Origin of the sequence: Dryocola sp. LX212, from assembly GCA_041504365.1 — a bacterium.
Taxonomy (GTDB): domain Bacteria; phylum Pseudomonadota; class Gammaproteobacteria; order Enterobacterales; family Enterobacteriaceae; genus Dryocola.
On the sequence record CP167917.1, the window covers coordinates 3630858 to 3649259 of the forward strand.

The window sequence follows — 18402 nt, forward strand, 5'->3', positions numbered from 1 at the left end:
GAATTACGGTTCTGAGGATTCATCCTGACCGTTGCCCGGATCAAACTCAACCTTTTCAATGTCGCCCAGTATTCCACGCCAGCCAAACTGTGACATCATGCGCATCCAGGTGTCGTCGAGCTTTGCGCGAAGCGTCAGCGGCTCGCCGGTAACGGGATGAATTAACGCCAGCTGGCTTGCATGCAGCATGAGGCGCTGACAGCCAAAATGTTCAGCCGCACCGCGATTCTGACGAAGATCGCCATGTTTTGAATCACCAATAATCGGATGGCGCAGGTGGGTCATGTGGCGACGAAGCTGATGCTTACGCCCGGTTTTTGGCTCAAGCTCAACCAGGCTGTAGCGCGCCGTCGGGTACCGGCTGACCGGCACGGGCATCTCTACCTTTGCCAGACTGCGATAATGGGTCACCGCAGGCTGCGGGCCTTTATCCTGCGAGGCATGCTTGTCGGCGATTTTATCCATCTCTTCAACAAGTGGATAATCCAGCACGGCGTCCTCTTCCAGCCAGCCGCGTACCACCGCATGGTAGCGTTTTTGAATCTGATGATTCTCGAACTGCTGTGAGAGCATACGACCTACGTCGCTCGACAGCCCCATCAGCAGCACGCCAGAAGTTGGCCTGTCCAGGCGATGCACGGTGAAAACATGTTTACCGATCTGGTCACGCACGGTCTGCATAACAAATACCGTCTCGTGCCTGTCCAGCCAGCTGCGGTGAACCAGCCAGCCTGACGGTTTATTTACCGCGACCAGCCACTCGTCCTGATAGATAATTTCCAGCATCAGTCGGCATTGCCCGCGAACAGGACATCCAGTTCCTGCAGCGCGGCCAGCAGCGGCTCACGACCGATATGCGCCGCATCCAGCGCCATTTCATAATAAGGCGCAACGGCAAAAGACGAGGGCAACGGCTGCGCGCTGTCAATCAAGGCGTGCATCCGGGGGATAAGCACCCACTGAAGCCACTCGTGGGGTTCCAGCGTATCCATACAAAAAGGCTGGTCACTTTCAAAGGCCACCGGGGCCGGAGCAACGCCCTGCCACAGATGGTGATCGCGCAGGACCTGTTCGATTGCGAGTAAATGCTGGCGCACCAGCGCATGGCGTTCCATGGAAACCTCAAACGTCAGTCAAAATTTGCGGGCAAGCATACCACTTATCGGCCGCGCGGAAAAAAGGCATAAAAAAAGGGAGCACTGTTTTTACACAGTGCTCCCGGTTCGTTTCGCAGCTAATCCGGCTACTTTTGGTGCTCCCTGCTCATCCGTGACAACTTTGTCCAACGGTCTCCTGACCTACAATCCATCGTACGCGCTTCCTGCAACCAACATCCTGCTGGTGTCCTGCATCATCCTGATGCTTTTATCCTTTAGTCTTCCAGACCCACCGATCGTCCAGATTCGGCTCTCATTCTCCATCCTGGAGGTGTCCTTTACTCTTCCTGAGTGTTCCTTGCTTCATCATGAAGCCTTCCGTGCCACACCGTCCTGGTGTCATCCGCTTCTTCGCAAAGTGACATCATCCTGACATCTCCTTCACTACCCGACTCCCTGTCGATGAACATAGGATCTTATATTTGGCACCGTATGACAAGGCACCCGACGAGAAAGTTCCAGACAACTTTCATTCGAAGATGATCGCAAGCCAAGCTAATGCATTGATTTATCAATATTTGAAGGGAATTAAGTCAGCCAACAACCCACAAAAAGTTAGCGATCTCTTACAGCATTTGTAAGAGATCTCTCACAGACGCCGCTCAGCGGATAAGGGTTAAACGACCTGAGGCTGGAGATCCTGCAGGAACATCGCCAGCGAAGGCGCAAGCGTGGAGCGGGCTTTGGTGCCAATTTTTTCCAGCACCACTTCACCGCTGAGGTTGCAAAACGACACCACTTCCATCTCATCCTGGGTCGTTGCCAGGAACAGCGTCGGCGACAGCTTAAGGCGTTTCTGCGTTACCAGGTGACCAATGAGATTTTCCTGCACACGCTGAAAATCATCTTCGCTCCAGGCCTGCAAAAGCGTTAACGCAACATCCCCAGACTTTGCAGGCATATCGCCCGCAAACTGCGTGGTGTAGAACTGATGGGCCGCAGGCTGGAGAGCGATATCCATCGCGCGTTCAACCGCACTAAGATCGGCCCCGAGGGTAAAAGGCTGCGGCTGCCAGCGCACATCGCTTCCGGTAGTGGTGACGATACACGGTGACGGAACCCCATACAGCTCTTCGCTTGCGGGCCAGCCCCCGGTCTGCTCACGCCATGCGGTACAAAAACGTTCCGTGAAAGCTTCCAGCGCCTGACGCACGTCGTTATCCATCAATTTCTCACTCTCATAAGGCTGCGGTACAATAGAGGCTAATTGTACCTGCATTCTATCGGTGACACATGTCTTATGAAAAACACCAGGCGCTGAGCGGCCTGACGCTGGGTAAACCTACGGCCTACCAGGATAACTATGAACCGGCCCTGCTGCAGGCCGTGCCACGCAGCCTCAATCGCGATCCGCTGGGTCTTCACGCGGATGCCCTGCCCTTTAGCGGCGGCGATATCTGGACGCTGTACGAGCTTTCCTGGCTTAACGACAACGGCCTGCCACAGGTTGCTGTCGGGCATGTTCAGCTTGATGCAAACAGCGTTAATCTGGTGGAATCTAAAAGCTTTAAGCTCTATCTGAACAGTTTTAACCAGACACGTTTCAGCGACTGGGAAGCGGTGCAAGAAACGTTAAAGCGTGATTTGAGCGCCTGCGCCCAGGGTGAAGTTAGCGTGGTGCTGTTCCGCCTGCACGAGCTGGAAGGCCAGGAAATCGCAGCGTTCACCGGCGAATGCATCGACGAGCAGGACATCGTAATTAACAGCTACGAATTCAACGCTGATTACCTGGACGGAGCCGCCGGAGAAGATATTGTCGAAGAGACGCTGGTCAGCCATCTGCTGAAATCCAACTGCCTAATTACCCACCAGCCGGACTGGGGCTCCGTGCAGATCCGCTACCGCGGCGCGCGTATCGACCGTGAGAAGCTGCTGCGCTATCTGGTGTCCTTTCGCCACCACAACGAATTCCACGAGCAGTGCGTTGAGCGCATCTTCAATGATATTCAGAAGTTTTGTCAGCCCGAGTCGCTCAGCGTCTATGCCCGTTACACCCGTCGTGGTGGGCTGGATATCAACCCGTGGCGCACTAACACCGATTTCCATCCGGCATTTGGCCGCCTGGTTCGTCAATAAATGCGAAATGCTTCGCACGGCGCGCAGGGAATCATGTTTTCGGGTTGTTAAAGTTAAGACGGCAGGGCTATTGTAATCACTGGGAGCGGCACTTTTCGTCCCGTAAGGAGTTAACTTGATTACACATATTAGCCCGCTTGGCTCAATGGATATGTTGTCGCAGCTGGAAGTCGATATGCTTAAACGCACGGCCAGCAGCGACATTTACCAACTGTTCCGTAACTGTTCACTTGCCGTACTTAACTCAGGAAGCCAGACCGACAGCAGTAAAGAACTTCTCTCACGCTACGAAAACTTTGATATCAACGTGCTGCGACGTGAACGCGGCGTCAAACTGGAGTTAATAAACCCGCCGGAAGAAGCCTTTGTCGATGGCCGTATCATCCGGGCTCTGCAGGCTAACCTGTTCGCAGTGCTCCGCGACATCCTCTTTGTTAACGGCCAACTCTCCAGCGCCGGTCGCTTCCAGAATCTCGACCTGGAAGATCCCGCTAATATCACCAACATGGTGTTTTCCATTTTGCGTAACGCCCGCGCGTTACACGTCGGCGAAGCGCCAAACCTCGTTGTCTGCTGGGGCGGCCACTCAATCAACGAAAACGAATATCTGTACGCCCGTCGTGTCGGCACCCAGCTGGGCCTGCGCGAACTGAACATCTGTACGGGCTGTGGCCCTGGCGCCATGGAAGCGCCAATGAAGGGTGCAGCCGTAGGCCAGGCACAACAGCGTTTCAGAGAAGGCCGTTTCATCGGTCTGACCGAACCCTCTATTATTGCCGCCGAGCCACCTAACCCGCTGGTTAACGAGCTGATCATCATGCCGGATATTGAAAAGCGTCTTGAAGCGTTTGTCCGTATCGCCCACGGCATCATTATCTTCCCCGGCGGCGTGGGTACGGCTGAAGAGCTGCTTTATCTGCTGGGCATTCTGATGAACCCACATAACCACGACCAGGTGCTGCCGTTGATTCTGACCGGCCCGAAAGAGAGCGCGGACTACTTCCGGGTGCTGGATGAGTTTATCGTCAACACCGTGGGCGAACAGGCCCGCCGTCATTACAAAATCATTATCGATGATGCGCCGGAAGTGGCGCGCCTGATGAAAAAAGCAATGCCGCAGGTGAAAGAGTACCGCCGCGAAACCGGCGATGCTTACAGCTTCAACTGGTCGATTCGTATCGCGCCGGATCTGCAAATGCCGTTTGAGCCAACCCATGAAAATATGGCGAATCTCAAACTCTTTCCCGATCGGCCGGCAGAAGAGCTGGCCGCTTCGCTGCGCAGGGCCTTCTCGGGCATTGTTGCGGGTAACGTAAAAGAAGGTGGTATTCAAGCCATTGAGAAATACGGCCCGTACAAAATCCACGGCGACGCGCAGATGATGAAACGCATGGATGATTTGCTGCAGGGCTTTGTCGCCCAGCACCGTATGAAGTTACCGGGTAGCGCCTATATTCCCTGCTACGAAATCTGCTCTTGATAGACCCAGGGGCGACGCTGTCGTCGCCCTTCCTTTCATTCACCTATCTTATATAGCCAACCGATTGCGTAGCCCATTCCGCCGTTAATCATCACGACTTTTAAGCAATCCCTTCCATAAAACGCTGCTAATGCAGTTTTTTACAGTTCAACGCCATGTATTTAATGCCGTTTAATTTATCGCATCTATGGCAAATGATAGTCTTTGCGCGCTTAAATTTGGCGAGGCCGATCTCATCCAGAATGAAATACCAGCAACCATTACGTTAGTAGTGGATTCTTGCATTTGGGATCGCGATCACTGATAGATTGATAACATAAATGTATCTTTCCGCCCGCCAATAGTTTCAGGTCAAAATTACTAGAAAAACGCCCTGGCACAGAATTTAGTTTCATCAGTCAAACGAAAAACCTCGTCATTGACTGAAATTTCGCACAATAAGTTCCTTCTGGAGAAGTTGATGGATACCACACAAACCGGCAGTATCGCCTCTGTCGAGACAAAAAGTTCCTGGCGCAAATCGGATACCATGTGGATGCTCGGCCTGTACGGCACCGCAATTGGTGCTGGCGTGCTGTTCTTACCAATTAACGCCGGCGTGGGTGGCCTGATCCCGCTGCTGATCATGGCCGTCCTTGCTTTCCCAATGACCTACTTCGCACACCGCGGCCTGACCCGCTTCGTGCTGTCGGGTAAAAATCCGGGCGAAGACATCACTGAAGTTGTTGAAGAGCACTTCGGCGTTGGCGCGGGTAAAATTATTACCCTGCTCTACTTCTTCGCTATCTACCCAATTCTGCTGGTTTACAGCGTAGCCATCACCAATACAGTGGACAGCTTCATCACCCACCAGCTGGGCATGGTGTCACCACCGCGTTTCATCCTGTCCCTGATCCTTATTGTCGGCATGATGACCATCGTTCGTTTCGGCGAGCAGATGATCGTTAAGGCGATGAGCATCCTGGTGTTCCCGTTCGTTATCGCGCTGATGCTGCTGGCCCTGTACCTGATCCCTAACTGGACCGGTGCGGTGTTCGACACCCTCTCCTTCAGCAGCACGCCGGCAACCGGCAGCGGCCTGTGGATGACCCTGTGGCTGGCAATTCCGGTCATGGTCTTCTCCTTCAACCACTCACCGATCATCTCTTCCTTCGCGGTAGCCAAACGTGAAGAGTACGGCGATGGCGCTGAGAAAAAATGTTCCCGCATTCTGGCTTTCGCACACATCATGATGGTGCTGACCGTCATGTTCTTTGTGTTCAGCTGCGTGCTGAGCCTTTCTCCTGCTAACCTGGCAGAAGCGAAAGCGCAGAACATCTCCATTCTGTCTTACCTGGCTAACCATTTTAACGCGCCAGTTATCGCCTGGATGGCACCCATCATCGCGATGGTAGCGATCACTAAATCCTTCCTCGGCCACTACTTAGGTGCCCGTGAAGGCTTCAACGGTCTGATTATCAAATCGCTGCGCGGCAAAGGCAAAAGCATTGAGATCAACAAGCTGAACCGCATCACCGCCATCTTCATGCTGGTCACCACCTGGATTGTGGCGACGCTGAACCCAAGTATCCTGGGGATGATTGAAACCCTGGGCGGCCCGGTTATCGCAATGATCCTCTTCCTGATGCCGATGTACGCGATTCAGAAAGTCCCGGCCATGCGCAAATACAGCGGTCACATCAGCAACGTATTTGTTGTGGTAATGGGCCTGATTGCTATCTCTGCAATCTTCTACTCTCTGTTCGGCTAATAGCCCTAAACCGCCTGCTCTCTGCGGGCGGTTCTTCCCCCCTTCAAGTCACTCTCGCAATGGACGCAACATGATTAGCGTATTCGACATTTTTAAAATTGGCATCGGGCCTTCCAGCTCGCATACCGTCGGCCCGATGAAGGCCGGCAAACAGTTCGCTGATGACTTAATCGCGCAAGGGATTTTGCACGATGTTACCCGCGTAATTGTTGACGTTTATGGTTCCCTGTCGTTGACCGGCAAAGGCCACCACACCGATATAGCGATTATTATGGGGCTGGCAGGTAATCTGCCGGACACGGTGGATATCGATTCCATTCCGCATTTTATCCAGGATGTGAATACCCACAGCCGCCTGCTGCTGGCCAACGGCGCGCACGAAGTTGAGTTCCCGGTTGATAGCTGCATGAATTTCCACGCCGACAACCTGTCGCTGCATGAGAATGGCATGCGTATCACGGCAGTCGCTGGCGATACGGTTCTTTATAGTCAGACTTACTACTCCATCGGCGGTGGCTTTATCGTAGATGAAGCGCATTTTGGGGTGGAAGATACACAAAAAATTGCGGTGCCATACCCGTATAAAAACGCGGTCGACCTGCGCAAACACTGCGATGTGACAGGGCTTTCCCTGTCAGGGCTGATGTTGCAGAACGAATGCGCGATGCACACGCAGGCGGAAATAGACGCGCACTTCGCGAACGTCTGGAACGTTATGCGCAGCGGCATCGAGCGCGGTATCACCACCGAAGGTGTTCTTCCGGGAAAAATGCGCGTTCCTCGCAGGGCAGCGGCACTGCGCAGAATGCTGGTAAGCAGCGACAAGAACAACTCAGACCCCATGGCGGTTGTTGACTGGATCAACATGTTCGCGCTGGCGGTAAACGAAGAGAACGCAGCCGGTGGCCGTGTCGTCACTGCGCCAACCAACGGTGCATGCGGTATTGTTCCTGCGGTACTGGCCTACTACGACAAGTTTATCCGTGAAGTGAATGCAAACTCCTGCGCGCGCTACTTCCTGGCCGCCGGGGCCATTGGCTCACTTTATAAGATGAACGCCTCGATTTCCGGTGCGGAAGTAGGCTGTCAGGGTGAAGTCGGCGTGGCCTGCTCGATGGCCGCGGCTGGCCTTGCGGAACTACTGGGCGGCAGCCCGGCGCAGGTTTGCATCGCGGCGGAAATCGGCATGGAGCACAATCTGGGGCTGACATGCGACCCGGTTGCGGGACAGGTTCAGGTGCCGTGCATCGAGCGTAACGCGATTGCGGCCGTGAAGGCGGTCAATGCCGCGCGTATGGCTATGCGCCGCACCAGCGAACCACGGGTAAGCCTGGATAAAGTTATTGAGACAATGTATGAAACGGGCAAAGACATGAATGCCAAATACCGGGAGACCTCTCGTGGTGGACTGGCGATGAAAGTTTCCTGCGATTAATATGGCCCCTCACCCCGGCCCTCTCCCCAAAGGGGCGAGGGCACTGGATCGAATTCCTACTCCCTTTCAGGGAGAGGGGCGGGGCGAGGGTATAAACTAGCGCAAATCACCCACCTTCACGTGGTCCATATCATCAAACACCTGGTTCTCACCGACCATTCCCCAGATAAACGTGTACGCCCGTGTTCCCACACCGGAGTGAATCGACCAGCTTGGTGAAATCACCGCCTGCTCGTTCTGCACCACAATGTGACGCGTCTCCTGCGGCTGGCCCATCATGTGGAATACGCAGCTGTTCTCTTCCAGACCGAAATAGAAATAGACTTCCATGCGGCGTTCGTGAGTGTGGCACGGCATGGTGTTCCACAGGTTGCCCGGTGCCAGTTCGGTGAGGCCCATGCTCAGCTGGCAGGTTTCCAGCACGTCCGGCACAAAGTATTTATTGATGGTACGGCGGTTGCTGGTAACGTCTTCGCCCAGCGAAACTGGCGATACGTCAGCAGGAGTAACGCGCTTAGTCGGGTAAGTCGTATGGGCTGGCGCGCAGTTATAGTAGAAACGCGCAGGTTTAGCAGCATCTACACTTTCAAACACCACTTCTTTCGCGCCTTTTCCTACATATAAAGCATCGCGATGGCCAATTTCATAACAGGTGCCATCAACGGTAATCGTCCCCGGCCCGCCGATGTTAATCACGCCCAGCTCGCGGCGCTCCAGGAAATAGCTCACGCCCAGCTGCTTGCCTACTTCTCCCCCTACGCTCACGGAACGTGTCACCGGCATCACACCGCCCACAATAATGCGGTCGATATGGCTGTAGGTCATGGTGTACCGATCGGCGGTAAAAATGGTCTCGACCAGGAACTCTTTGCGCAGGCCTGCCGTATCGAGCGTTTTAGCATGATCGCTATGAATGCTTTGACGAATATCCATGACTTCTCCTCATTAAATACGAATTAAATACTCAAGTTAATTACACAAAATTTACATTTAACTGACTTACTAAATAGTTTAGCAGTGGCTCTGGCGAAATAATGTGATCTAAATTGAAATATCGTTTCAATTTCATTGAATCATAATTCCAATCAATAGATAGTACCGGCTATAAAGTTTATGTTGGAGCACGGTTACCCAGCTTAAGTCTTTCACAGCAGCGAAACAGGAGCGGCTTGTCAGCCACTCAGGCGAAATTTAGCTAACTCAATAAAAAGGAATAACTTTTTATTGCGGACCTCTGCATCCCTTTTTCGGCTAACGCCGCAGGGATATAAAAGAATGGAGAGTATTTAAATGAAAATCAAAGCAACGATTGAACGTATTCCGGGCGGCATGATGCTGATCCCACTGTTATTAGGGGCCATGCTCAACACCTTCGCACCGCAGACCGGGGCTTACTTCGGCTCATTCACCAAAGGAATGATTAGCGGCACGGTGCCAATCCTGGCCGTCTGGTTCTTCTGCATTGGTGCCTCCATCGATCTGCGCGCTACCGGCACGGTACTGCGCAAGTCCGGAACGCTGGTTATCACTAAGATTGCCGTTGCGTGGGTGGTGGCGATGATAGCCGCCTCCTTCATTCCCGATGAAGGTATTCAGACGGGGATGTTCGCCGGCCTTTCCGTACTGGCGCTGGTTTCTGCGATGGATATGACAAACGGCGGCCTGTATGCCAGCCTGATGAACCAGTATGGCACCAAAGAAGAATCGGGCGCATTTGTCCTGATGTCTCTTGAATCAGGCCCGCTGATGACTATGGTGATTCTGGGTTCTGCTGGCCTCGCCTCCTTTGAGGCACACCACTTTATCGGGGCCGTTCTGCCGTTCCTGATCGGTTTCACTCTCGGTAACCTGGATCATGATTTCCGCGCCTTCTTCAGCAAAGCGACGCCAACGCTGATTCCGTTCTTCGGCTTCGCGCTGGGCAATACCATCAATCTGAACGTAATTATGGATACCGGCCTGCTGGGCATCATGCTAGGCGTAGCCGTTATCGTAGTGACGGGTATCCCGCTGATTCTGGCAGACAAATTTATCGGCGGCGGTAACGGTACGGCAGGAATTGCAGCCTCGTCTGCAGCGGGTGCCGCAGTGGCAAACCCGGTGATTATCGCGCAGATTAACCCGGCGTTTGAGCCAGTCGCCGCTTCGGCTACGGCACTGGTGGCCGCAAGCGTCATTGTGACGGCGATTCTGGTGCCTATCCTTACCGCAATCTACTCACGGCGTGTGGGCGGCAAGGTGAAAGAAAAAGCCTTAGTCCAGGAAGTACAACATCACTAAACAAAAGGAGCCGAAAGGCTCCTTTTTAGTCGCGTTGGGGAGATAAGATTGCGTCGGATGACGCAAGCTTATCCGACCTACAAAAAGTTGTCAGTTTGTAGGGGGGATAAGCGGCTGCGCCATCCACCATTGAAGGTTGCTGTGCCGGATGACGCTAACGCTTATCCGGCCTACGAAAAGGTTGTCAGTTTGTGGGATCAGAGCGCCGATTTAAGGCGCTTCACCGCTTCAAAAAGCTGCTCATCCGACGCCGTCGCATAAGAGAAACGCAGCGTTTTCTTATCGGCATTGTCGCTGAAGAAGAACTCCCCTGGTACGTAAACTACGCCTTTCGCCAGCGTTTGCTCCAGCCACTTCGTGGTGTCGAACTTATAGCGGAATTTCGCCCACAGGAACATACCGCCCTGCGGCTGGTTGAAGCTGATATGGTCGCCCAGCTCATCCTGCAGGTAGCGTGACAGGCTCTGGCATTTCTGCTTATAGGCTTCACGAATCAGGGCAATCTGCGGATTCAGTCGGTTCAGCGACAGATAAGCCGACACCAGCGACTGGCTAAAGGAGTTGGCGTGCAGATCGGTAGCCTGTTTGATAATCGCCACTTTATGCTTCATCCAGTCCGGCATCAGGATCCAGCCCACGCGCAGGCCAGGCGCCAGAATTTTGGAGAAGGTCGAGGTATAAACGACGTTTTCGTGATTGCCCATTTCCGCCGCCACCTGGAAGAGAGTCTTCTCGCGGTTTTCGGTGAAGCTGATGGCGCCATACGGGTCATCTTCAATAATGACGAAATCATGCTCGATAGCCAGCTTAACCAGCTTTTCGCGGCGCTCAGCGCTCAGCGTTGTACCACTTGGGTTGCCGAATGTCGGCACCAGGTAAACACCTTTAATACGGGTTGTTTTAAGCAGGGCTTCCAGCTCGTCCACAATCATGCCGTGTTCGTCGCCGCCAACCGACTTAACGGTCGCTTCCGTAAGGCTCAGAATTTGCAGCGTGGCGAGGTAAGTGGGTCGTTCAACAACAAACACGTCGCCGGGGTTTGCCAGCGCCCGAATTAATAAATCAAGCGCCTGCTGGGAGCCGGAGGTGATCAGCATCTGCTCAGGCGTGGTCGTAATACCGCGCTCCTGGCAAAGGCCAACAAGCTGCTGGCGCAGCTCGACGTTCCCTTCCGTTAGTCCGTACTGAAACGCATCGTTAAAATTCTGCTCCACCACGATCTGAGTGGCCTGGGCCAGCCCTTCTTTATCGAACAGCTCGCCTGAGGGAATGCCCCCGGCAAGGGAGATGACGCCGGGCATTTTGCTGTGCTTCAACAGCTCACGAATGGCGGAAGGCTGGAGGTTCTGGATACGATCTGCGAGGTGGCTGCTCTTGCTCATGTAGTTATCTCTGTTTTTTTATTCCGATAAAATATACATAGCAACCAAATTAATAAGCAATGCCTTTTCCTGGCGATTGCGGAATCATTTTTTTGCGAGGCGCTTTCCCGAATTGAATTCACGGGTTAGCCCGCGCCGCTACGAAATGTTAAAGTGGGCGCAGATCACTTTTCTGGTTATAAAATCATGAGCATTCATCTACTTATCGTTGACGCCCTGAACCTCATCCGCCGTATCCACGCGGTGCAGGGTTCGCCGTGTGCCGATACCTGCCTGCATGCTCTTGGCCAGCTCATCAGCCACAGCCAGCCGACCCACGCCGTGGCGGTCTTTGACGACGAGGACAGGCGAGACGGCTGGCGCCACCAAGTTTTGCCGGACTACAAAGCGGGCCGTGCCCCCATGCCAGAGTCCCTGGAGCAGGAAATGCCCGCCATAAGGGAAGCTTTTATCCGCCGTGGGGTGGCCTGCTGGCACTCGCCGGGTAATGAAGCGGATGATTTAGCAGCAACGCTTGCCGCAAAGCTCGCCGTCAGCGGGCACCAGGCCACCATCGTTTCCACGGATAAGGGTTTTTGCCAGCTGCTGGCACCGACAATTCAGATCAGAGATTATTTCCAGAAGCGCTGGCTGGATGCGCCTTTTATTGCCAAAGAGTATGGCGTGCTGCCGGAACAGCTGCCGGACTTCTGGGGGCTGGCGGGTATAAGCAGCAGTAAGATTCCGGGTGTCGCGGGCATTGGTCCAAAAAGCGCGACCCAGCTGATTCATCAGTTTTCAACGCTCGAAGCGCTCTATGAAAGACTTGAAGAAGTGCCGGAGAAATGGCGCAGGAAGCTGGAGCAGCACAAAGAGAGCGCGTTTATCTGCCGCCAGGTAGCCAGATTGCAGACGGATTTGAACCTTGAGGGGAATTTGCAGCAGTTAAGATTGACGCAGTCGTCATTGCCAACGTAGGGCGGATGAGCTTGCGCCATCCGCCGATAAACAGCATTACCGGTGGACGACGCGTACGTCTGGCTTGCTAAGGAAAATTAGCGCTCGTCGCGACGGCCACCAACGGCAGCCCACATGCGGCGCACGTGCACGGTCACTTCTTCGCGGTCATGATAGAGCTGGCGCGCCTGGATTTGTGCGCTGATGCCGTTTTCTTCCAGCTTCTCGCGGATCTGCGCGAGGTTCTGAGAGACTTCTTCATAACGCTTTTTCATCGGCAGCTTAAGGTTGAAGATGGTTTCCCGGCACCAGCCGTTGACCAGCCACGTTGCCATCAGGCTGGCGACCTTCGCCGGTTTCTCGACCATGTCGCAGACCATCCACGAAATGTTGCTACGCGTTGGCTTATATTTAAAACCGTCTTCACGCAGCCAGGTCACCTGTCCGGTATCCATCAGGCTCTGCGCCATTGGGCCGTTATCCACAGAAGAGACCCACATGTTGCGCTGTACGAGCTGATAGGTCCAGCCGCCGGGGCAAGCCCCCAGATCCACCGCGTACATGCCGTTTGCCAGACGTTCGTCCCACTCATCGGCGGGGATGAACACATGGAAAGCTTCTTCCAGCTTGAGCGTTGAACGGCTTGGCGCATCGGAAGGGAATTTCAGACGCGGGATGCCCATATACCATGGGGAGTTATTGTTGGTGTAAGAATATCCCGTGTAACAACAGCCCGGTGCAATAAAGAACACATGAACAACCGGACGCTTCGGCGTTTCATAGTTGGTCAGCACGCCTGCTTCGCGCAGGCTGGAACGCAGCGGTACCGTCAGCTTACGGCAGAACTTCATCAGCTCTTTGCTCTCGTTGGTATCCGCCACTTCAACGCGCAGATCGCCGCCCTTCTCTACCACGCCCTGCAGCATGCCGGTGATCGGCGTAATACGATCTTCCGGAGGAAGATCTTTTAGCAGCTCACCGGCGACGATCATCTGGCGGGCAAAGATCAGATCGCTAAACGGCAGCTCGCGGGCCAGCTTATCGGCATCTTCCATTTGGTAGCATTCGAAAACAACATAGCCGCTGTTATCTTTAACGCGGGCAAAACCGTAAACACCGCGCTGACCGGCTTTATCGGTAATCTCTGCCGCGCACTCTTTCTCGAAGCCCTGGCGGCAGTACAAAATCACTTTGTTATTCATGGCTTACGCCCTTACGTTTCAGGCGCATTGCACCAATCAACATCAATATCCAACCGGCGAGGAAACAGACGCCACCGACCGGTGTAACAAACGCCCACAGGCGTAAATGCGACAGCGCCAGGCAGTAAAGGCTGCCGCTGAAGAGTACGGTACCGAGCGCCATAAACAGGCTGCTCCAGTAAAACCAGATGCTAATGCGGCGCTGCATGGCCACCGCGAGGCCGAATATAGCCAGCGTGTGAAACGCCTGATATTCAAGGCCGGTATGAATCCACCCCATCTCCGTCACGCCGAGAGACTTGCTTAACACATGGGCCCCAAAGGCACCGAGCGCAACGAAGATAAATCCACTAATCGCGGTAAAAATCAGCATGAAACGGCTGGTCATTGTGTAACCCTAAAAGTAGGGCGCGGTGCACTACCGCGCATCGTATGCATTATTGATCGTAGCGGAAGCGAAATTTTTCTTGTTCGCTGGCAGCTTTTGCCAGGATCCACTGCCGGAATGCCGCTATTTTACCGAGTTCTGCCTGACTGTCATGACAAACCAGATAAAAGGCATTTTTACTCACCAGTACGTCATTAAACGGACAGACCAGACGCCCGGCTTCGATTTCCGTTTGCGCCATCACGTTGTTCGCCAGCGCAATGCCCTGGCCGTGAATCGCGGCCTGCAGCACCATCGCGCTGTGGCTGAATATCGGCCCCTGCTGCACATTGATATGGCTTACACCCAGCTGACGAGTATATGTCTGCCAGTCCCGACGCGAGGCATCGTGCAATAAAGTATGTTGCGCAAGGTCTTCCGGCGTTTTGATTGGCCTGTCGCCCGTAAGCAGCATAGGCGAGCAAACCGGCAGCAGGTATTCGGCATAAAGTTTTTCGACCCTCAGTCCCGGCCAGTTACCGCGACCGTAGAAAATCGCCACGTCCACGTCATCAGAAAGTTTATCTTCCTGACGGTCCACGGCCTGGATACGAACGTCGATTCCCGGATAAGCTGAGTTAAAGCTTGTGAGGCGAGGCACCAGCCAGTGAATGGCAAAACTGGGCAATAAACTTACCGTTAATGCGCCTTTTGCACTTCGAGCCTGAAGCTTACGCGTGGCCTCGGTGAGCTGAGAAAAAATCTCTTTAATATCGAGATAATAGCTCTGCCCTTCCTCAGTTAACAGCAGGGAGCGGTTACGGCGACGGAACAGTTTTAGCCCTAAAAAGTCCTCTAAGGACTTAATCTGGTGGCTAACTGCCGCCTGAGTGACAAATAACTCTTCGGCCGCTTTGGTAAAACTCAGGTGACGTGCGGCGGCATCAAAAACGCGTAAAGCATTCAGAGGTGGCAAGCGCTTGGACATAGTTGACAGGCTTAAATGTTAATGGCTGTTAACAAACAGGTTATTTATATTAACCTATTAGTTTTTTTTATCTGAGCCATTATAAATTGTCCGTTGAGGATGCACCAGCAAATACCTATAGTGGCGGCACTTCCTGAGCCGGAACGAAAAGTTATCTGGAATGCGTGTTTCGGAGGGCTTTTGGCTTACGGTTGTGATGTTGTGTTGTTGTGTTTGCAATTGGTCTGGCATTCCAGACCCCGGTAGCTAAGCTACCCCTTTTTCACTTCCTGTACATTTACCCTGTCTGTCCATAGTGATTAATGTAGCACCGCCTTAAGCGGTGCTTTTTTTTGCCCAAAATTTACTGGTCGAGCTCAACCATCTCTTTCACGTCGGTACGGTTGATCTGCTGCTTGTTGCCGTTGGCATCTTTGTAGCTGATCATCCCGGTCTCATTATCGGTCTGCGGCTTACCGTCGGCCACGATGGTACGACCATCGTTAGTGTGCATTACGTAGTTTGGGCTGGAACATGCTGCCAGTGTAAAAGTCATCAGACATGCAGATACGATTGCGGCTGCCTTATTCATACTTCTTCTCCTTGTATGTAGATTTTAATGCTAATTAAAGCTCTTATGCTTACAGGCTGAAACCTTAGCCTAACAATAATTAGCATAACCCTCTTTTGTGACTTTGCCAGGTTAAGCAGAAAATTCCGAGGGTTACACATTTCTTGTTTGTTCCCAAAAAATGCGCCACGATCGAAGGACAGAAACGAGGATAACCATGAAAGCATTTAATCCCGCCGCTTTTCGCAGCCAGTTTCCGGCCCTGGCGGATGCGGGCGTCTATCTCGACAGCGCGGCGACCGCGTTAAAACCCCAGGCGGTGATTGAAGCCAGCCAGCAGTTTTATAGCCTCAGCGCAGGAAACGTACACCGCAGCCAGTTTCCAACGGCGCAGCGCCTTACCGCCCGCTACGAAGCGGCGCGTGACGCGGTGGCTGCGCTGCTGAACGCCCCTTCCGGCAAAGATATCGTCTGGACGCGAGGCACCACCGAAGCAATTAATATTGTAGCCCAGTGCTATGCCCGCCCCCGCCTGCAACCCGGCGATGAAATCATCGTTAGCGAGGCGGAACATCATGCCAACTTTGTGCCGTGGCTGATGGTGGCGGAGCAAACCGGCGCTAAAATCGTTAGGCTGCCGATTGGCAAAGATTACCTTCCCGATCTTAGCCAGCTTCCTTCGTTGCTGAACGAACGCAGCAAAATTCTCGCCCTTGGCCAGATGTCAAACGTTACAGGCGGCTGTCCCGATCTTGCGAAGGCTGTTGGCCTTGCACACAACGCTGGTGCAGTGGTCATGATAGATGGTGCTCAGGGCGTCGTGCACTCCCCACCGGACGTTCAGGCGCTGGGTATCGATTTCTATGCTTTCTCCGCCCACAAGCTATACGGGCCAACGGGTATCGGCGCGCTGTACGGCAAAACCGACCTGTTAGCAGAAATGTCACCGTGGCTTGGCGGCGGTAAAATGATTACTCACGTCTCGTTTGACGGCTTCAAAATCCAGGCTGTGCCTTACCGATTTGAAGCGGGAACGCCGAACGTTGCCGGCGTGATTGGCCTGAGCGCTGCCCTGGAGTGGCTTTCTCAGATTAATATTGCCGAGGCTGAAACTTATAGCCGCGGGCTGGCGACGCTTGCAGAAGCAGAGCTGGCTAAGCGCCCAGGCTTTCGCAGCTTCCGCTGTCAGGACTCAAGCCTGCTGGCCTTCGATTTTGCGGGCGTTCACCACAGCGATCTGGTCACCCTACTGGCCGAATCCGGCATCGCATTACGCGCGGGGCAGCACTGCGCCCAGCCGCTGCTCACAGCGCTTGGGGTAAGCGGTACCCTGCGCGCCTCTTTTGCCCCTTACAACACGCAAAGCGACGTGGAAGCGCTGGTGAAAGCCATCGACCACGCGCTGGCAATTCTGGTGGATTAAATGACAAGTGGATTCTTAGCCGGCCACCCGTTTGGCCACGCCATCACCCCGGAAATGCTGCGGGCGACATTCGTGCCGCTCCAGCAGTGGGAAGACAAATACCGCCAGCTTATTCTGCTCGGTAAACAGTTGCCTGCCCTGCCCGCGGATTTAAAACGCGACGAGATAGAAATTGCCGGTTGTGAAAACCGCGTCTGGCTTGGGCACGAACGCGAAGCAAACGGCACGCTGCACTTCTATGGCGACAGTGAAGGCCGCATCGTACGGGGCTTGCTGGCCGTACTATTGACGGCGGTAGAGGGAAAAACGCCGGAAGCGCTGCGGAATGCTGACCCGCTGGCGCTGTTTGATGAGCTGGGTTTGCGTAATCAGCTAAGCGCGTCGCGCAGCAGCGGGCTTGCGGCGTTGGCCGATGCGGTTAGACAGGCGGCAAACGCGTAATATCGGGTGGATGGCGCTTATCCACCCTACTGAACGTCGATACGTCGGGCCTTTGCCATCATCTTCTTCAAAACGTGGGAAACCGCCACAAAGCCAAAGCTGGCGGTGACCATAGTTGCCGCGCCAAAGCCGGATGCACAATCCATCCGTTTCGGGCCGTCCGCCGTACTCTTCGCGGCACACACTGAGCCGTCCGCCTGCGGGTAAACCAGCGCTTCGGTGGAAAACACACAGTCCACGCCCAGCTTGCCTTTACTGTTCTTCACCACGCCAAAATCGCTCTTCAGCCTTTCACGTAGCTTCGCCGCCAGCGGATCTTGAATCGTTTTCGCCAAATCGGCTACCTGGATCTGCGTGGGATCGATTTGCCCGCCCGCGCCGCCCGTCGTGACCAGCGGGATCTTATTGCGACGGCAGTACGAGATCAGCGCCGCTTTCGGACGCACGCTGTCGATAGCATCAACCACATAGCTGTAGCCCTGACTCAGCAGCTGCGCGGCGTTATCCGCCGTTATAAAATCGTCAACCACCGTCACGCGACATTCCGGATTAATTTCACGAATGCGCGCCGCCATCACCTCTGTTTTCGCCTGGCCGACGTTATCACGCAGGGCATGGATCTGCCGGTTAGTGTTGGTCACGCACACGTCGTCCATATCGATCAGGGTAATCGCACCGATCCCGGTGCGGGCCAGCGCTTCTGCAGCCCAAGAGCCCACGCCTCCAATACCAATGACGCAAACATGCGCATCGGCAAAGAGGTGCAGCGCATCGCGCCCGTACAGACGAGCAGTGCCGCCAAAGCGTTGCAGCCAGGCATCGGAGAGAACTACAGACATGACGTTTTCCTCGGGTGGATCTTTGCGGGGTACGAAGTTTTGCATGAAACAGCGGGCTGATTATACAGCCCGCGTTGATTGCTGACAAAGAAGGGA

18 protein-coding genes are annotated in these 18402 nt (G+C 54.1%); 8 read left to right on the forward strand and 10 right to left on the reverse strand.

Annotated elements, in window-relative coordinates; genetic code table 11:
* Positions 1-3 precede the first annotated feature (3 nt).
* The 3 genes from truC to syd form a co-directional block, all read right to left on the reverse strand.
* Positions 4-786 carry a tRNA pseudouridine(65) synthase TruC gene (truC, locus tag ACA108_17455; protein ID XEX95119.1) on the reverse strand — a complete coding sequence of 261 codons (783 nt, stop codon included), beginning with the start codon at positions 784-786 and terminating at the stop codon, positions 4-6.
* Complete coding sequence (locus ACA108_17460) at positions 786-1115, reverse strand: YqcC family protein (GenBank protein XEX95120.1); 330 nt, start codon at positions 1113-1115, stop codon at positions 786-788. The genes truC and ACA108_17460 overlap by 1 nt, the downstream gene beginning before the upstream one ends.
* Before the next feature lie 658 nt (positions 1116-1773).
* Positions 1774-2322: a SecY-interacting protein gene (gene syd, locus ACA108_17465; GenBank protein XEX98149.1), complete on the reverse strand. Its 549-nt coding sequence runs from the start codon at positions 2320-2322 to the stop codon at positions 1774-1776.
* 68 nt (positions 2323-2390) lie between these two features.
* Between syd and queF the strand changes: the two genes are divergently transcribed.
* The 4 genes from queF to ACA108_17485 all read left to right on the forward strand — a co-directional run bounded on the left by queF (position 2391) and on the right by ACA108_17485 (position 7898).
* Positions 2391-3233 carry an NADPH-dependent 7-cyano-7-deazaguanine reductase QueF gene (queF, locus tag ACA108_17470; GenBank protein ID XEX95121.1) on the forward strand — a complete coding sequence of 281 codons (843 nt, stop codon included), beginning with the start codon at positions 2391-2393 and terminating at the stop codon, positions 3231-3233.
* Positions 3234-3348: 115 nt separating this feature from the next.
* Positions 3349-4713: a nucleotide 5'-monophosphate nucleosidase PpnN gene (gene ppnN, locus ACA108_17475; GenBank protein ID XEX95122.1), complete on the forward strand. Its 1365-nt coding sequence runs from the start codon at positions 3349-3351 to the stop codon at positions 4711-4713.
* Between the two features lie 460 nt (positions 4714-5173).
* Positions 5174-6463 carry an HAAAP family serine/threonine permease gene (locus ACA108_17480; GenBank protein XEX95123.1) on the forward strand — a complete coding sequence of 430 codons (1290 nt, stop codon included), beginning with the start codon at positions 5174-5176 and terminating at the stop codon, positions 6461-6463.
* Between the two features lie 70 nt (positions 6464-6533).
* Positions 6534-7898 (forward strand): L-serine ammonia-lyase, encoded by a 1365-nt coding sequence (locus ACA108_17485; GenBank protein ID XEX95124.1) that lies wholly within the window; start codon positions 6534-6536, stop codon positions 7896-7898.
* Positions 7899-7994: 96 nt separating this feature from the next.
* Here ACA108_17485 and kduI read toward each other — a convergent pair whose 3' ends face one another.
* Entirely contained in the window at positions 7995-8831 is an 837-nt protein-coding gene (kduI, locus tag ACA108_17490; GenBank protein XEX95125.1) for a 5-dehydro-4-deoxy-D-glucuronate isomerase, read from the reverse strand.
* A 357-nt stretch (positions 8832-9188) separates the two neighbouring features.
* On the opposite strand from kduI, the gene kdgT reads away from it, so the two are divergent.
* Positions 9189-10178 (forward strand): 2-keto-3-deoxygluconate transporter, encoded by a 990-nt coding sequence (gene kdgT, locus ACA108_17495; GenBank protein ID XEX95126.1) that lies wholly within the window; start codon positions 9189-9191, stop codon positions 10176-10178.
* A 197-nt stretch (positions 10179-10375) separates the two neighbouring features.
* Here the strand turns inward: kdgT and ACA108_17500 are convergent, their stop codons facing one another.
* Positions 10376-11560 (reverse strand): PLP-dependent aminotransferase family protein, encoded by a 1185-nt coding sequence (locus tag ACA108_17500; GenBank protein ID XEX95127.1) that lies wholly within the window; start codon positions 11558-11560, stop codon positions 10376-10378.
* A gap of 186 nt (positions 11561-11746) precedes the next feature.
* Here ACA108_17500 and xni point away from each other — a divergent pair, with 186 nt between their 5' ends.
* Positions 11747-12517 (forward strand): flap endonuclease Xni, encoded by a 771-nt coding sequence (gene xni / locus ACA108_17505; protein ID XEX95128.1) that lies wholly within the window; start codon positions 11747-11749, stop codon positions 12515-12517.
* A 77-nt stretch (positions 12518-12594) separates the two neighbouring features.
* Here the strand turns inward: xni and rlmM are convergent, their stop codons facing one another.
* The 4 genes from rlmM to ACA108_17525 form a co-directional block, all read right to left on the reverse strand.
* Positions 12595-13698 (reverse strand): 23S rRNA (cytidine(2498)-2'-O)-methyltransferase RlmM, encoded by a 1104-nt coding sequence (rlmM, locus tag ACA108_17510; protein XEX95129.1) that lies wholly within the window; start codon positions 13696-13698, stop codon positions 12595-12597.
* Positions 13691-14086 carry a DUF423 domain-containing protein gene (locus ACA108_17515; GenBank protein XEX95130.1) on the reverse strand — a complete coding sequence of 132 codons (396 nt, stop codon included), beginning with the start codon at positions 14084-14086 and terminating at the stop codon, positions 13691-13693. The genes rlmM and ACA108_17515 overlap by 8 nt, the downstream gene beginning before the upstream one ends.
* A 49-nt stretch (positions 14087-14135) precedes the next feature.
* Complete coding sequence (gene gcvA / locus ACA108_17520; protein ID XEX95131.1) at positions 14136-15053, reverse strand: glycine cleavage system transcriptional regulator GcvA; 918 nt, start codon at positions 15051-15053, stop codon at positions 14136-14138.
* A gap of 343 nt (positions 15054-15396) precedes the next feature.
* On the reverse strand, positions 15397-15624 hold the full coding sequence (locus ACA108_17525; GenBank protein ID XEX95132.1) for a YgdI/YgdR family lipoprotein: 228 nt from the start codon (positions 15622-15624) through the stop codon (positions 15397-15399).
* 196 nt (positions 15625-15820) lie between these two features.
* Between ACA108_17525 and csdA the strand changes: the two genes are divergently transcribed.
* Positions 15821-17026, forward strand: a complete 1206-nt coding sequence (gene csdA / locus ACA108_17530) for a cysteine desulfurase CsdA (GenBank protein XEX95133.1) — start codon at positions 15821-15823, stop codon at positions 17024-17026.
* The gene (csdE, locus tag ACA108_17535; GenBank protein XEX95134.1) at positions 17027-17467 is read left to right on the forward strand and encodes a cysteine desulfurase sulfur acceptor subunit CsdE; all 441 of its coding nucleotides are present in this window, start codon (positions 17027-17029) and stop codon (positions 17465-17467) included.
* A gap of 26 nt (positions 17468-17493) precedes the next feature.
* Here csdE and tcdA read toward each other — a convergent pair whose 3' ends face one another.
* On the reverse strand, positions 17494-18306 hold the full coding sequence (gene tcdA / locus ACA108_17540; protein XEX95135.1) for a tRNA cyclic N6-threonylcarbamoyladenosine(37) synthase TcdA: 813 nt from the start codon (positions 18304-18306) through the stop codon (positions 17494-17496).
* Positions 18307-18402 lie beyond the last annotated feature (96 nt).

Excerpts from the sequence above, each read along its gene's own strand:
- tcdA (XEX95135.1), bottom strand. The coding sequence starts at position 18,306 with ATGTCTGTAGTTCTCTCCGATGCCTGGCTGCAACGCTTTGGCGGCACT.
- ACA108_17500 (XEX95127.1), bottom strand. The coding sequence starts at position 11,560 with ATGAGCAAGAGCAGCCACCTCGCAGATCGTATCCAGAACCTCCAGCCT.
- truC (XEX95119.1), bottom strand. The coding sequence starts at position 786 with ATGCTGGAAATTATCTATCAGGACGAGTGGCTGGTCGCGGTAAATAAA.
- ACA108_17485 (XEX95124.1), top strand. The coding sequence starts at position 6,534 with ATGATTAGCGTATTCGACATTTTTAAAATTGGCATCGGGCCTTCCAGC.
- kduI (XEX95125.1), bottom strand. The coding sequence starts at position 8,831 with ATGGATATTCGTCAAAGCATTCATAGCGATCATGCTAAAACGCTCGAT.
- kdgT (XEX95126.1), top strand. The coding sequence starts at position 9,189 with ATGAAAATCAAAGCAACGATTGAACGTATTCCGGGCGGCATGATGCTG.
- ACA108_17525 (XEX95132.1), bottom strand. The coding sequence starts at position 15,624 with ATGAATAAGGCAGCCGCAATCGTATCTGCATGTCTGATGACTTTTACA.
- queF (XEX95121.1), top strand. The coding sequence starts at position 2,391 with ATGTCTTATGAAAAACACCAGGCGCTGAGCGGCCTGACGCTGGGTAAA.
- rlmM (XEX95129.1), bottom strand. The coding sequence starts at position 13,698 with ATGAATAACAAAGTGATTTTGTACTGCCGCCAGGGCTTCGAGAAAGAG.
- xni (XEX95128.1), top strand. The coding sequence starts at position 11,747 with ATGAGCATTCATCTACTTATCGTTGACGCCCTGAACCTCATCCGCCGT.
- csdE (XEX95134.1), top strand. The coding sequence starts at position 17,027 with ATGACAAGTGGATTCTTAGCCGGCCACCCGTTTGGCCACGCCATCACC.
- ACA108_17515 (XEX95130.1), bottom strand. The coding sequence starts at position 14,086 with ATGACCAGCCGTTTCATGCTGATTTTTACCGCGATTAGTGGATTTATC.
- csdA (XEX95133.1), top strand. The coding sequence starts at position 15,821 with ATGAAAGCATTTAATCCCGCCGCTTTTCGCAGCCAGTTTCCGGCCCTG.
- ACA108_17480 (XEX95123.1), top strand. The coding sequence starts at position 5,174 with ATGGATACCACACAAACCGGCAGTATCGCCTCTGTCGAGACAAAAAGT.
- syd (XEX98149.1), bottom strand. The coding sequence starts at position 2,322 with ATGGATAACGACGTGCGTCAGGCGCTGGAAGCTTTCACGGAACGTTTT.
- ACA108_17460 (XEX95120.1), bottom strand. The coding sequence starts at position 1,115 with ATGGAACGCCATGCGCTGGTGCGCCAGCATTTACTCGCAATCGAACAG.
- gcvA (XEX95131.1), bottom strand. The coding sequence starts at position 15,053 with ATGTCCAAGCGCTTGCCACCTCTGAATGCTTTACGCGTTTTTGATGCC.